The sequence below is a fragment of the Rhodococcus koreensis genome, assembly GCF_017068375.1.
Classification (GTDB): Bacteria; Actinomycetota; Actinomycetes; order Mycobacteriales; family Mycobacteriaceae; genus Rhodococcus_F; species Rhodococcus_F koreensis.
Map to the genome: position 1 here is coordinate 3,630,714 of NZ_CP070609.1, position 14,294 is coordinate 3,645,007.

Consider the following 14,294-nt stretch of genomic DNA (forward strand, 5'->3'; position numbering starts at 1 on the left):
GATATATCAGTTGTCGACACCGCTCTTCCCGCTTGCCGATCATCCGTTCCCGCTCGCACTTGTCGCGTGTACGACCAAGGCGCAGTGTGCAATACGGACGATCCGCGGAGTGCAGGCGATCGCACATCCACTTCAGGAAGGACCATCATGGGTTCACCGCGCGTCGTGATCATCGGAGCCGGCATCGTCGGTGCGAACCTGGCCGACGAGCTCACCGCTCGTGGCTGGGACAAGATCACCGTCCTCGACCAGGGGCCGCTGCCACTGACCGGCGGCTCCACCTCCCACGCGCCGGGGCTGGTGTTCCAGACGAACGCCTCGAAGACGATGACCGAACTCGCCCGCTACACCGTCGAGAAGTTCCTGAGCCTCGACGTCGACGGCCAGTGGTGCTTCAACCAACTCGGCGGCCTCGAGATCGCCACCACCGAGGAACGGTTGGCGGACCTGCACCGCAAGCAGGGCTGGGCCACCTCCTGGGGCATCGACGGCAGCGTCCTCGACCCGGCCGAGTGCGCGAAACTGCACCCCCTCCTCGACCAGAGGCGGGTCCTCGGCGGCCTGTACGTGGAAACCGACGGCCTCGCCAAGGCCGCCCGCGTCGTCGTCGCCCTGGCCCGCCGCGCCGAGGCCCGCGGTGCCGTGTTCCAGGGTTCGACGAAGGTGATCGGCATCGAGCACCACGGCGGCAAGGTCACCGGCGTCACCACCAACCACGGCACCATCCCCGCCGACATCGTCGTCTCCTGCGCCGGATTCTGGGGCCCCGAACTCGGCGAACTCGTCGGCATGGACGTCCCCCTCCTCCCCTTGGCGCACCAGTACGCCACCACCGACCAGATCCCCGAACTCGTCGGCCGCAACACCACCCTCGCCGAGGCCGGCTTCCCGATCCTGCGGCACCAGGACCAGGACCTCTACTTCCGCGAGCACGTCGACCGCCTCGGCATCGGCACCTACGCGCACCGCCCGATGCCGGTGAACACCCGCGAGTTGACCGACAGCGCCGACATCTCCGACTCCGCCATGCCCTCGATGCTGGCGTTCACCGAAGAGGACTTCGCACCGTCGTGGGAGCAGTCCAAGCTGCTGCTGCCCTGCCTCGAGACCGCGAAGATCGAGCACGGCTTCAACGGGGTGTTCTCCTTCACCCCCGACGGCGGCCCGCTGATCGGCGAATCCCCCGACATCACCGGATTCTGGATCGCCGAGGCCGTGTGGGTCACCCACTCCGCCGGCGTCGCCCGCGCCGTCGCGCAACTGCTCGTCGACGGCCGCTCCGAGGTCGAACTGCACGGCTGCGACGTGCACCGGTTCGAGGACATCCAACTCGACCCCGACTACGTCAGCGAAACCTCCCAACAGAACTTCGTCGAAATCTACGACGTCATGCACCCCCTGCAACCGAAACAATCCCCCCGTGACATCCGGGTCAGCCCGTTCCACGCCCGCCAGAGCGAACTCGGCGCCGTCTTCCTCGAGGGCGCCGGCTGGGAACGCCCGCACTGGTACGAGGCCAACGCGCACCTGGTCCAGCAGCTTCCTGCCCAGTGGCAGCCGCCGGCCCGCGAACCGTGGGCCGCGATGTTCCACTCCCCCATCGCCGCCGCCGAGGCCTGGAAAACCCGCACCTCGGTCGCGATGTACGACATGACCCCCCTCAAACGGCTCGAGGTCTCCGGGCCCGGCGCCCTGGCCCTGCTCGAACCGCTGACCACCGGCAAGATGGACAAAACCGTCGGCGCGGTCACCTACACCCTCGCCCTCGACACCGCCGGCGGCATCCGCAGCGACCTCACCGTCGCCCGCCTGGCCGACACCGTCTTCCAGATCGGCGCCAACAGCAACCTCGACCTCGACTACCTGCGCCGCCACGCCCCCACCGACGGCACCGTCCAGATCCGCGACATCACCGGCGGCACCTGCTGCATCGGCCTGTGGGGGCCCCGCGCCCGCGACCTGGTCCAGGCCATCAGCCGCGACGACTTCTCCAACGACAACTTCAAATACTTCCGCTCCAAGCAGGTCCGGATCGGCGGCATCCCCGTCACCGCGATGCGCCTGTCCTACGTCGGCGAACTCGGCTGGGAGCTCTACACCACCGCCGACAACGGCCAACGCCTCTGGGACGTGCTCTGGGCGGAGGGACAGCAGTACGAGATCATCGCCGCCGGCCGGGCCGCGTTCAACAGCCTCCGGATGGAAAAGGGCTACCGCTCCTGGGGCACCGACATGACCACCGAACACAACCCCTACGAGGCCGGACTCGGGTTCGCCGTCCGCCCCCAGAAGGGCGACTTCGTCGGCCGCGACGCACTCGACGGTGTGTCCGACGACACCGTCACGCGGCGCCTCGCCTGCCTGATGATCGACGACCGCACCTCCGTGGTGCTGGGCCACGAACCCGTCTACCTCGACGGCCAACCCGCCGGCTACGTCACCAGCGCCGCCTACGGCCACACCGTCGGCGCCCCCATCGCCTACGCCTGGCTACCCGCCACCGCCGGCACCGGCACCACCGTCGAGATCGACTACTTCGGCACCCGCATCCCCGCCACCATCGTCGCCGAACCCCTCGTCGACCCCGAAATGAAAAAAATCCGAGCATAAACCACACCGGTGCCGGCCCGCTCCGCGAGTGGGCCGGCACCCTGTTCGGTCATTGCAGCGCCCGCCCACAGAAGAGGAAGACCACGCTGATGCAACAGGAAACCATCAGTTCATTTCTGGACTCACTCGCCGCACGGGTTCCCGCGCCGGGTGGCGGCGCAACTGCCGCGCTGCACGTCGGGCAGGCCGCGGCCCTGGTGGCAATGGTCGCCCGATATACGACCGGAGACCGGTACGCGGAGCACTCCGCTCTGGTCGAGCGGGTGTGCACCAGCGCGGATGCGCTGCGGGGCAAGGCGTTGCAGTTCGCCGAGGACGACATGGCCGCCTTCACGTCCGTGATCGATGCTTACAAACTTCCCAAGGGCACAGACGAAGAGAACGCCGCGCGTTCCGCAGCGATCGAAGGTGCCCTGGTGAACGCGGCTCGGGTTCCCGTCGAGGTGATCGATGCAGCAGCGGCGGTGGTCACGCTCGCCGAAGAACTCGGTCCCGTCGCAAACCGCAATGTCGTCAGTGACGTCGCGGCCGCGACGGAGGCGGCCCGGGCCGCGGCCACGACCGCACGGGTCAACGTCGAGATCAACCTGCCGGGCATCACCGACCCGGCCATCCGACAATCGCTCATCGACAGCGCCGCCGGCGTCGACGCACTCGCCGACCGTGCCGACGCAGTGACTGCCCAAGTGAGAAAGCAACTGAACTCATGACCAGAATTCTGGGTGGCTCCGATCTGGCAGCCGCAATCCGCAACGATGCGTCGGTCGCGGCGGCCGCGCTCACCGAGATCGGGATCCGGCCCAAGCTGGCGGTCGTGCTGGCCACCGCCGACGAGTCCACCGCCTGGTACGTCCGATCCATCGCCGGCGCCGCCCGACGCACCGGAATCGAGTGCGACATCGTCGATTTCGGGCCGGAGGCGACGACCGAAGAGATTCACGCCGTCCTCGTCGAACTCGGCCACGACCCGGATGTGCACGGCATCATCCTGCAGACCCCGCTACCGGACGGCACCGATCTCGACCTTCTGCGGGAAGCGATCAATCCCGGCAAGGACATCGACGGCACGAACCCGGTCAGCCTCGGTCGGCTGATCGCGCACCTGCCGGCCTTCGCGCCCGCCACTGCACAGGCAGTGCTCGCGTTGCTCGACCACCACGGAATCGATCTGCGCGGCAAGACCGCCACCGTGGTGGGACGGTCGACGGTCGTCGGGACCCCCGTTGCGCATCTGCTCGTGCAGCGTGACGCGACGGTGACCGTGTGCCACCGGCACACCGCCGATCTGGTGGCGGGCACCCGTTCTGCCGATATCGTCGTCGTTGCGGTGGGGATTCCGAGACTGATCACGGCGGAGCACATCAGCGATGGTGCGGTGGTGATCGACGTCGGTACGACTGCCACCGACGACGGGCTACTCCTCGGCGACGTCGACGCAGACTCGGTGGACGGGCGCGCCGGTGCGCTGACCCCGGTTCCTGGTGGGGTGGGACCGGTGACGACGGCGCTGTTGCTCAATCACACCGTCGATGCGGCGTCGACCCAGAGCGCCGTGAGGCGAGCCGCGAGCCTCGTCGGGCTGCAGAGCAGCCGCTGAAAGTCTTGGTGGGTAATCGGTCTTTCCGGGGAGGGTTCGCCCGATTACCCACCATCCTGTCGGTGCCGCGCCGCGGCCCGGGTACTAGATGATGGTGCGTACTGCCTGCTCGAACCCGGTGACATGCCGGCGTGCGATATCCGCAGCGAGGTCCGCCTGCCCGCCGGCAATCGCGCGCAACAGTTCTCCGTGCTCTCCGACGTGCTGGGGAACCGACGGCAGCCGTTCGAGAAAGAGGCAGAAGATCCGAGTCGCGAGATTGTCGTACCGGACGAGGACATCTTCGAGGTGTGGGTTGCGTGAGGCCCGATATATGGTCCGGTGCACGGTGAGATCCCACCGCATCAGTTCGTGCCGCTCGATTCCGAGAACGTCGAGCTCGTCTGTCTTGTCGGCCATGTCGAGGAGCAACTGGCGAAGAGTCGGCGAGGCCCCTTCCGCCGCTCGGCGTGCCGCCACGGGCTCGAGGTGGGCTCGGATCTCGGAGATGTGGCCGAGGTCGGCGACGTCGACGCCGGTCGCGAAGGTTCCACGACGAGGAAATGACACCACGAGGCGTTCCGCTTCGAGTCGCTTGAGAGCTTCTCGGACCGGGGTCCGCCCGACACCGAGCTGTTCGGCGAGGTCACCTTCGACGATCGCGTCGTTGGGGCGGATGTCGAGCATGATCAGCTTGTCCTGGATCGCCGTGTAGGCGCGGTCCGCGAGAGAAGTCACGCCGTGCTCCGCTGATACCGCCTCCAGCCTCATGAGCGTCATCCTAGCGTTTCCCTTCTCCAACTCTTGACCCGTTCTTCTACACCTGAAATACTAGTACCAATCTGATATATCAGTCTAGTAGGACTGGGACTCCAGAAGAGCGCATGTGATGCTGACGTCGCCGGCAACGGAAGGTGGGGCGGCGACAGCACCGAACCGATATCCCCCGAACACCGATGCTGCCCGGCAGCGTCCAGCCCCGAGGAGACGCACATGACCGAAACCTTCACCTTGACGCTCAGCAGCGCTCAGCGCCCCGGAATCGTCCACGCCGTCAGTTCCTTTCTGTTCGAGCAGAACTGCGACATCGCCGAGCACCAGCAGTTCGACGACACGCAGAACGACGCCTTCTTCCTCCGCACGTCGTTCGTCTCCTCCGGCAATCTCGACATCGATCGACTGACGAGCGAGTTTCGCAGTGTCGCCGACAAGTTCGGCATGACGTTCAGCTTCAACGGGTGCAGCGTGCCGCGTGTTGTCGTGATGGTCTCGAAGATGGGGCATTGCCTCAACGACCTCATCTTCCGGTGGCGCGCCGGCAATCTCGGAGCAGAGCTGGTCGCTGTCGTCTCCAACCACGAGGTCCTTCGTCCCATGGCCGAAGCGGCCGGCCTGCCTTTCATCCACATTCCCGTGACGGCCGCGACGAAGCCGCAGGCCGAGGCGCAGCTCCTCGACCTCGTGGACGAGTACGACGCAGACCTGGTCGTCCTCGCGCGGTACATGCAGGTGCTGTCGAACGACGCATGCCGCAAGCTCCACGGCCGCGCGATCAACATTCATCATTCCTTCCTGCCCGGTTTCAAGGGCGCCAAGCCCTACCACCAGGCCTTCGACCGGGGCGTCAAGCAGGTCGGCGCCACCGCCCACTACGTCACACCGGACCTGGACGAAGGTCCCATCATCGAGCAGGAAGTCATCCGCATCGATCACAGCCACGACCCCGCACGTCTGGCCACCGTCGGCCAGGATGCCGAAGCACTGGCATTGTCCCGCGCCGTGCGCTGGCACTGCGAGAACCGCGTCCTTCTGCACGGGCACAGGACCGTCATCTTCAGCTGACGAGCTACCGAAAGATTCCACGATGAGACGATTGTCAGTACAGCACGGCCCGAGAACCGACGAGTACTCGACCGGTTTCACCGCTCACGTACTCGACGGCGGCATACTTCGGATCCTCGCCCCGGACAAGCAGATTGCCGCGTCGTATCCACCGGCCAGCTGGACCATTCTGGCCTGTCTGCCGGAAGTCCGTTGAAAACGCCTGCCGGACTTCGACTCGGCGGTTCACGACGGAACCAGAAATGACTGCAGGCCGCCGCTGATGTGCGGCGGCCTGCAGCGTCGGAAGTCGCCTCGTGTGCTGCCTACGTGCGGGACCCGACGAATTCCGCGGGTACGAGCGCCTGCAACCCACCCGACGGAGTGAGGGCATGGGTCATCCGGATGTCGTGCGGCTCGTCCGGAAGCGCATCGACCAGCTCGGCGTCATTGACCACTGCGATCAACGGGACGTCGCCGTCGACCATCGCCAGGCTGCGGTCGTAGTAGCCGGCCCCTCGCCCCAATCGGACTCCCCGACAGTCGACCGCAAGCGCCGGCACGATGATCGCATCCGCGCGGGCCAACCCTCCGGGCCCGAGATCCGGACCGGTTGGTTCACGCAGCCCGAACGCAGCAGGGCTCAGGTCGGCCGGTCCGGTGTACAGGGCCCACGACAGCGGGCTGTTCACGACGGTGAAGGGAAGCAGCACCTGAACCCCCGCGTCCACCAGCGCATCCAGCATCGCAACGGACCCTGGTTCGCTGTCCATCGGAACATAGGCGGCCACAGCCTGTCCCGGCCGCGCCACCTTCCCGATATGGTCGGCGATGCGCCAGCTCGCGCGGTCCCTGTCGTCGATGGTCTGTTGCTTACGCACGTGGAGAACTCGTCGCCTCCATGCGTCCTTGCAATCGATGTCGTGAAAAGTCATGTCGAATTCCACCAGTCGTAGTAAATGATCGGCCTCGGCTACGGCTTCGCCGCCCGTGCGCCTTTCTGGTAGCGGGAACAACCAGAAAGGCGCACGGGCGCGGAGCGCCTACAGCAGGTTTCGGATAGCCGCTTCGAAACCGCTGACGTGCCCGAGCGTCAACGACGTGGCGGTGTCCTCGTCGCCGTCGACGATCGCCCGCAGAAGAGTGATGTGCTCGCGGACGTGGCTGGCGACGTCGGGGAGTCGGTCGAGGAACAGGCACCAGATGCGGGTGGCGTGGGCGTCGAGGCTGACGAGGATGTCCTCGAGGTGCGGGTTGCCCGAGGCCCGGTAGATCTCGCGGTGCACGTGCACGTCCTTGCGCAGCACCTCGCGGGGGTCCTCGGTGTCGGCGATCTCGGCGATGTCGGCGGCGAGCGCGGCCAGCCGGGCCCGGGCGTCCTGGGTCGCGGAGCGCGCGGCGCGGGCCGCGGCGGTCGGTTCGAGTCGTTTGCGGATCTCGGAGATGTCGGCGAGGTCGGTCATGTCGACGGCGGTGGCGAAGGTGCCGCGGCGCGGGTAGGCGACGACGAGGCGTTCGCGTTCGAGGCGCTTGAGGGCCTCGCGCACCGGGGTGCGGCCGAAACCGAGTTCCTCGGCGAGGCGGTCGTCGTTGATCGGCTCACCCGGCCGGATATCGAGCATGACCAGGCGTTCGCGGATGATCTCGTACGCGCGTTCAGCGTTGGTGCCGCCCGCAGATGCGATCTCGATTACCGCCGATTGCGCCATGCTCATATTCGTCTCCGGGAATGTCGGTCGAGCCTTGACTGTGATCCACTACTGATCATACTCTACCTTCAGTTTGATATATCAGTAATTCGGCACTGGTCTCTCAGAAGGGCGAACCTCTTGACTCTCGACATTGACGGCCGCACCGCAGCCGCACCCGTCTCCAATCCGACGTTGACTCGGCGGTTGGTGGATCTCGATCCGGCCGTGCACGCGGCGATCGGGGCCGAGTTGGCGCGGCAGCAGGGCACCCTGGAGATGATCGCCAGTGAGAACTTCGCGCCGCTCGCGGTGATGCAGGCGCAGGGGTCGGTGCTGACCAACAAGTACGCCGAGGGCTACCCCGGCCGCCGCTATTACGGGGGGTGCGAGCACGTCGACGTCATCGAGCAGTTGGCGATCGACCGGCTCACCGCCCTGTTCGGTGCGGGGTTCGCGAACGTGCAACCGCATTCGGGGGCGCAGGCCAACGCCGCGGCGATGGCGGCGCTGCTGACCCCCGGTGATTCCATCCTCGGGTTGGATCTCGCGCACGGCGGTCACCTCACGCACGGGATGAAGCTGAACTTCTCCGGCAAGCTCTACGACGTCGCCGCGTACCACGTCCGCGAGGGCGACCACCTCGTCGACATGGACGAGGTCGAACGCCTGGCCCGCGAGCACCGCCCGAAGCTGATCATGGCCGGCTGGTCCGCGTACCCCCGCCGGCTCGACTTCCCCCGGTTCCGGGCCATCGCCGACGAGGTCGGCGCCTACCTGATGGTCGACATGGCGCACTTCGCCGGCCTGGTGGCCGCCGGACTGCACCCCTCCCCCGTCCCGCACGCGCACGTGGTCACCTCCACCACCCACAAGACGTTGGGCGGGCCCCGCGGCGGCGTCATCCTCACCAACGACGCGGCGCTGGCGAAGAAGTTCAACTCCTCGGTCTTCCCCGGCCAGCAGGGCGGCCCGCTCGAGCACGTGATCGCCGGCAAGGCCGTCGCGTTCAAGCTCGCCGCCGAACCCGAATTCGCCGAACGCCAGCAGCGCACCCTGACCGGCGCGAAGATCCTCGCCGACCGCCTCCTGCAAACCGATTCGCGGGCCGCCGGGATCAACGTCGTCTCCGGCGGCACCGACGTGCACCTGGTGCTGGTGGACCTGCGTGAATCCGAACTCGACGGCAAGCAGGCCGAGGACCGGTTGCACCGGGTGGGGATCACCGTCAACCGCAACGCCGTCCCGTTCGACCCCCGCCCGCCGATGATCTCCTCCGGGGTGCGGATCGGCACCCCCGCCCTGGCCACCCGCGGTTTCGACGAGGCCGCGTTCACCGAGGTCGCCGACATCATCAGCCACGCGCTGCGCCCGGCCACCGACGAGGCCGGCCTGACCGCGCTGCGGGCCCGGGTCGACGCCCTCGCCGCCGCGTTCCCGCTCTACCCCGACCTCACGGAGACGAACTGATGACGACCCTGAGCTCCGGCACTGCGGCGACCCCGCCCGGTGCGCATCTGCCCGACCACCCGGACTTTCTGTGGCGTAACCCGGAACCGAAGAAGTCCTACGACATCGTGATCGTCGGCGGCGGCGGCCACGGCCTCGCGACCGCGCACTACCTCGCCAAGAACCACGGCATCACCAACGTCGCCGTGCTGGAGAAGGGCTGGCTCGCGGGCGGCAACATGGCCCGCAACACCACCCTGATCCGGTCGAACTACCTGTGGGACGAGAGCACCCGCATCTACGAGCACGCCCTCAAACTGTGGGAGGGCCTCGAGGAGGACCTGGACTACCCGATCCTGTTCAGCCAGCGCGGCGTCCTCAACCTCGCCCACAGCCTCCAGGATGTCCGCGACAGCGTCCGCCGCGTCGAGGCCAACAAACTCAACGGCGTCGACGCCGAATGGGTCGGACCCGACGAGGTCAAAAAACTCTGCCCGCTGGTCAACATCTCCGCCGACATCCGCTACCCCGTCCTCGGCGCCACCTACCAACCCCGCGCCGGGATCGCCAAGCACGACTACGTGGCGTGGGGATTCGCCCGCCGCGCCGACCAGGCCGGCATCGACATCATCCAGAACTGTGAGGTCACCGGCTTCGTCACCGACGGCAACAAGGTGACCGGGGTCCGCACCACCCGCGGCGACATCGCCACCGGGCAGGTCGCGCTGTGTGCGGCCGGGCACACCTCCACCCTCACCGACATGCTCGGCATCGCCACCCCCCTGCAGTCCCACCCGCTGCAGGCTTTGGTCTCCGAACTCCTCGAGCCGGTGCACCCGACGATCGTGATGTCCAACGCCATCCACGTCTACGTCTCCCAGGCCCACAAGGGGGAACTGGTGATGGGCGCCGGCGTCGACTCCTACAACGGCTACGGCCAACGCGGCGCCTTCCACATCATCGAACGCCAGATGGCCGCCGCCGTCGAGTTGTTCCCCGTCTTCGCCCGCGCGCATCTGCTGCGCACCTGGGGCGGCATCGTCGACACCTGCCCCGACGCCTCCCCGATCGTCGGCCGCACCCCCTACGACAACGTCTACCTCAACGGCGGGTGGGGCACCGGCGGCTTCAAGGCCACCCCCGGGCTCGGCTGGTGCCTGGCCGACACCCTCGCCAACGACGAACCGCACGACTACATCGCCCCGTTCAGCCTCGACCGGTTCGTCACCGGCGCCCTCGTCGACGAGCACGGCGCCGCCGCCGTCGCCCACTAACCCACCCCCGCACACCAACCAGGAGTCAGCATGCAGTTGATCGAATGCCCGTGGTGCGGGCCGCGTGAGGAAACCGAGTTCCACTACGGCGGCCAGGCCCACGTCGACTACCCCCCGGACCCGGCCGCGTTGACCGACGAACAGTGGGCGCAGTTCGTGTTCTTCCGCGCCAACCCGAAAGGCCTGTTCGCCGAACGGTGGTCCCATGCCGCCGGTTGCCGGCGCTGGTTCAACGCCGTCCGCGACACCGCCACCTACCGATTCCACAGCGTCTACCGCGTGGCCGAGCAGAAGCCGACGATATCGTGAACGCACCCTTCCGCACCCGCCAGGGCGGTCGCCTCGACCGCACCACCACCCACACCTTCACCTTCGACGGCCAAGAGTTGACCGGCCACCCCGGTGACACCCTCGGCTCCGCGCTGCTCGCGAACGGCGTCCACCAGATCACCACCAGCATCAAACTCGGCCGCCCCCGCGGCATCACCGCCGCCTGGGCCGAGGACACCGGCGGCCTCGTGCAGATCGAGGAACCCTTCCCCGAGCCGATGCTGCTCGCCACCACCATCGAGTTGTTCGACGGCCTCGTCGCCCGCGGCATCCCCGGCCAGGGCCGGCTCGCGACCATCCCGGACTCGGCGAAATACGACGCCACCCACCACCACACCGACCTGCTGATCGCCGGCGCCGGCCCGGCCGGGCTCGCCGCCGCCCTCACCGCCGCCCGCGCCGGCGCCCGGGTGGTGCTGCTCGACGAGCAGAGCGAAGCCGGCGGCGACCTCCTCGGCTCCACCGATCTGATCGACGGCGCCCCCGCCCTCGACTGGGCCGCGGCCGCCGTCGCCGAGTTGGCCACCTACCCGGACGTGCTGCACCTGCAGCGCACCACCGCGTTCGGCCACTACGACGACGGCTTCGTCCTCGCCCTGCAGCGCCGCACCGACCACCTCGGTGGCCAGGCCCCGGCCGCGGTCAGCCGGCAGCGGGTCTGGCGGATCCGGGCCCGGCACATCCTCGTCGCCGCCGGCGCCCACGAGCGCCCCGTCGTCTTCACCGACAACGACCGCCCCGGCATCATGCTCGCCCACGGCGCCCGCACCTTCCTGCACCGCTACGGCGTCACCGTCGGCGCCCAGGCCGTCGTGTTCACCACCAACGACAGCGCCTACCAGGCGGCGATCGACCTGCACGACGCCGGGGTCCGCATCAACGCGGTCGTCGAGGCCCGCGACACCGCCCCCGCCCGCTGGCAGCATGAATGCGAGGCCCGCGGGATCCCCGTCCGCACCGCATCCGTCGTGTCCGGCACCCGCGGCAACGGCCGCGTCAGCCACGCCCTCGTCACCTCCCGCGACGACACCACCGGCACCCCGATCCCGCTCGCGTGCGACGCCCTGCTCGTCAGCGGCGGCTGGAACCCGGCCGTGCACCTGTTCTCCCAGGCCCGCGGCACACTGAAGTACGACGACACCCTGGGTGCGTTCGTGCCCGGCGAGACCCTCGACGGCGTCACCGTCGCCGGCTCCGCCAACGGCATCCTCGACCTCCCCGGCTGCCTGCACGACGGCGAGAACGCGGGCCGGGAGATTCTGGGCGCGCTGGGCTTCACCACCCCGGACGTGGCATCGACCGCCGACAACTCCGGCGGTGCTGATTCTGCCGACGACGGCGGCCTGCCGCCGCTGGTGCTGTGGCGGGTCCCCGACCCCGCCGGGCAGGACACCCAGTTCGTCGACGTCCAACGCGACGCCACGGTCGCCGACCTCGCCCGCGCCGTCGGCGCCGGCATGACGTCGATGGAACACATCAAGCGCTACACCACCATCGGCACCGCCCACGACCAGGGCAAAACCTCCGGGGTCATCTCCTCCGGCATCACCGCCGAACTCCTGCACCGCCCGATCGAAACCCTCGGCACCACCACCTTCCGGCCCCCCTACACCCCGGTCCCGTTCGCCGCCCTCGCCGGCCGCGCCCGCGGCACCCTCTTCGACCCCGAACGGGTCACCGCCCTGCACGACTGGCACCTCGGCCGCGGCGCCGTATTCGAGGACGTCGGCCAATGGAAACGCCCCCGCTACTACCCGCACCCCGGCGAGGACATGGACACCGCCGTGCTCCGCGAATGCGCCGCCGTCCGCGCCGGCGTCGGCATCCTCGACGGCTCCACCCTCGGCAAGATCGACGTCCAAGGACCCGACGCCGGGGTGCTGCTCGACATGCTCTACACCAACATGATGAGCACCCTCAAGGTCGGCATGGTCCGCTACGGACTCATGTGCGGCGTCGACGGCATGGTCATCGACGACGGCACCATCATGCGCCTCGCCGAGGACCGCTACCAGGTGTTCACCACCACCGGCGGCGCCGCGAAAATCCTCGACTGGATGGAGGAATGGCTCCAAACCGAATGGCCGCACCTGCAGGTCCGGCTCACCTCCGTCACCGAACACTGGGCCACCTTCCCCGTCGTCGGACCGCGCTCCCGCGACGTGATCGGGGAGGTCTTCGGCGACCTCGACGTCACCAACGACGCCTTCCCGTTCATGGCCTGGCGCGACACCACCCTCGCCGGCGTGCACGTGCGCATCGCCCGGGTCAGCTTCTCCGGCGAGCTCGCCTACGAGGTCAACGTCGGCGGCTGGCACGCCCCCGCCATCTGGGCCCGCCTCATCGCCGCCGGCGACAAACACAACATCACCCCCTACGGCACCGAAACCATGCACGTCCTGCGCGCCGAAAAGGGCTACCCGATCATCGGGCAGGACACCGACGGCACCGTCACCCCCCAGGACCTCGGCATGAGCTGGGCGGTATCGAAGAAGAAGGCCGACTTCATCGGCAAACGCTCCTTCACCCGGCAGGAAAACCAGAACCCGCTGCGCAAACAGTTCGTCGGCCTGCTCCCCCTCGACCAACACACCGTCCTCCCCGAGGGCGCGCAGATCATCGAACACCGCCCCGACGGCACCCTGCCACCGCCGCCCGTCCCGATGCTCGGGCACGTCACCTCCAGCTACATGAGCGCCGAACTCGGCCGCCCGTTCGGCCTCGCCCTCGTCAAGGGCGGCCACACCCGAATCGGCGACACCCTGCACGTCCCCGTCGACGGAAACCTCGTCGCCGTGCAGGTCACCGGCACCGTCCTCGTCGACCCCGAAGGAGCACGCCGCGATGGCTGACACCCTCACCCCGCTGAGCCCCCTGCACAGCTGGAACCACACCTTCTCCCACCTCCCCGACACGGTGCGCATCACCGAGGAACCCTTCGCCACCATGATCGACCTCTGGGTGAACCCCACCGGACCCGGTGCCGCCGCCGCCGCCGCCGTCCTCGGCGTCGACCTGCCCACCACCGCATCCACCGCCACCACCGGGGACACCGCCACCGCGATCTGGCTCGGCCCGGACGAATTCCTCATCACCACCCACACCCAGGCACCCGAAACCCTCGAAACCCAACTCCGCACCGCGGTCACCCCGCACGGCGGCGCAGCCATCGACGTCTCCGCCCAACGCACCACCCTCCGCCTACGCGGCACCCACGCCCGCGACATCCTCGCGAAGGGCTGCTCGATCGACCTGCACCCCACCGTGTTCCGCCCCGGAACCGCCGTGCAGACCATGCTCGGACTCGCCGGTGTCGTGCTGATCGCACTCGACGACACCGGCACCGACTACCGCATCCTGGTACGAGCCTCCTTCGCCCGCTACCTCGCGGCGTGGCTCATCGACGCCGCCGAAGAATTCGGCGTCGATCCCGTGTAACGCGACAGTTCTCGGCCCCGGGGGACGACATGGCGCCGTCCCCCGGGCCGGTCTCTGCAATAAGGTTCGCACCACCTCACGTCCCGCGGTGATGCGCGAGGCAGTGAC

The 14,294-nt window shown here is 68.3% G+C and carries 13 protein-coding genes; 10 read left to right on the forward strand and 3 right to left on the reverse strand.

The window, feature by feature from the left end:
- Positions 1-147 precede the first annotated feature (147 nt).
- The 3 genes from JWS14_RS16740 to JWS14_RS16750 all read left to right on the forward strand — a co-directional run bounded on the left by JWS14_RS16740 (position 148) and on the right by JWS14_RS16750 (position 4,207).
- Positions 148-2,610 (forward strand): GcvT family protein, encoded by a 2,463-nt coding sequence (locus JWS14_RS16740; RefSeq protein ID WP_206013839.1) that lies wholly within the window; start codon positions 148-150, stop codon positions 2,608-2,610.
- Between the two features lie 89 nt (positions 2,611-2,699).
- Positions 2,700-3,320, forward strand: coding sequence for a cyclodeaminase/cyclohydrolase family protein (locus JWS14_RS16745; RefSeq protein ID WP_072951710.1), 621 nt, complete (start codon positions 2,700-2,702; stop codon positions 3,318-3,320).
- A complete protein-coding gene (locus tag JWS14_RS16750) occupies positions 3,317-4,207 on the forward strand; it encodes a bifunctional 5,10-methylenetetrahydrofolate dehydrogenase/5,10-methenyltetrahydrofolate cyclohydrolase (protein ID WP_072951709.1) in 891 nt (296 codons plus the stop codon). Before JWS14_RS16745 ends, JWS14_RS16750 begins: the two co-directional genes overlap by 4 nt.
- A gap of 84 nt (positions 4,208-4,291) precedes the next feature.
- Here JWS14_RS16750 and JWS14_RS16755 read toward each other — a convergent pair whose 3' ends face one another.
- Positions 4,292-4,966: a GntR family transcriptional regulator gene (locus tag JWS14_RS16755; protein WP_072951708.1), complete on the reverse strand. Its 675-nt coding sequence runs from the start codon at positions 4,964-4,966 to the stop codon at positions 4,292-4,294.
- A 213-nt stretch (positions 4,967-5,179) separates the two neighbouring features.
- On the opposite strand from JWS14_RS16755, the gene purU reads away from it, so the two are divergent.
- On the forward strand, positions 5,180-6,028 hold the full coding sequence (gene purU, locus JWS14_RS16760; RefSeq protein ID WP_072951706.1) for a formyltetrahydrofolate deformylase: 849 nt from the start codon (positions 5,180-5,182) through the stop codon (positions 6,026-6,028).
- A gap of 22 nt (positions 6,029-6,050) precedes the next feature.
- Positions 6,051-6,224 carry a hypothetical protein gene (locus JWS14_RS16765; RefSeq protein ID WP_206013840.1) on the forward strand — a complete coding sequence of 58 codons (174 nt, stop codon included), beginning with the start codon at positions 6,051-6,053 and terminating at the stop codon, positions 6,222-6,224.
- A gap of 109 nt (positions 6,225-6,333) precedes the next feature.
- Here the strand turns inward: JWS14_RS16765 and JWS14_RS16770 are convergent, their stop codons facing one another.
- Together JWS14_RS16770 and JWS14_RS16775 are read right to left on the reverse strand one after the other, a co-directional pair.
- Positions 6,334-6,942 carry a 5-formyltetrahydrofolate cyclo-ligase gene (locus JWS14_RS16770; RefSeq protein WP_206013841.1) on the reverse strand — a complete coding sequence of 203 codons (609 nt, stop codon included), beginning with the start codon at positions 6,940-6,942 and terminating at the stop codon, positions 6,334-6,336.
- Positions 6,943-7,050: 108 nt separating this feature from the next.
- Entirely contained in the window at positions 7,051-7,722 is a 672-nt protein-coding gene (locus tag JWS14_RS16775; protein ID WP_206013842.1) for a GntR family transcriptional regulator, read from the reverse strand.
- A 126-nt stretch (positions 7,723-7,848) separates the two neighbouring features.
- Here JWS14_RS16775 and glyA point away from each other — a divergent pair, with 126 nt between their 5' ends.
- Genes glyA through JWS14_RS16800 form a run of 5 tightly spaced genes read left to right on the forward strand, consistent with a single transcriptional unit; the run spans position 7,849 to position 14,186 of the window.
- A complete protein-coding gene (gene glyA, locus JWS14_RS16780) occupies positions 7,849-9,165 on the forward strand; it encodes a serine hydroxymethyltransferase (protein WP_420855137.1) in 1,317 nt (438 codons plus the stop codon).
- Positions 9,165-10,418 (forward strand): sarcosine oxidase subunit beta family protein, encoded by a 1,254-nt coding sequence (locus tag JWS14_RS16785; RefSeq protein ID WP_206013843.1) that lies wholly within the window; start codon positions 9,165-9,167, stop codon positions 10,416-10,418. Before glyA ends, JWS14_RS16785 begins: the two co-directional genes overlap by 1 nt.
- A gap of 30 nt (positions 10,419-10,448) precedes the next feature.
- On the forward strand, positions 10,449-10,727 hold the full coding sequence (locus JWS14_RS16790) for a sarcosine oxidase subunit delta (RefSeq protein ID WP_072951638.1): 279 nt from the start codon (positions 10,449-10,451) through the stop codon (positions 10,725-10,727).
- Positions 10,724-13,600: a 2Fe-2S iron-sulfur cluster-binding protein gene (locus JWS14_RS16795; RefSeq protein ID WP_206013844.1), complete on the forward strand. Its 2,877-nt coding sequence runs from the start codon at positions 10,724-10,726 to the stop codon at positions 13,598-13,600. Before JWS14_RS16790 ends, JWS14_RS16795 begins: the two co-directional genes overlap by 4 nt.
- Complete coding sequence (locus tag JWS14_RS16800) at positions 13,593-14,186, forward strand: sarcosine oxidase subunit gamma (protein ID WP_206013845.1); 594 nt, start codon at positions 13,593-13,595, stop codon at positions 14,184-14,186. The genes JWS14_RS16795 and JWS14_RS16800 overlap by 8 nt, the downstream gene beginning before the upstream one ends.
- Positions 14,187-14,294 lie beyond the last annotated feature (108 nt).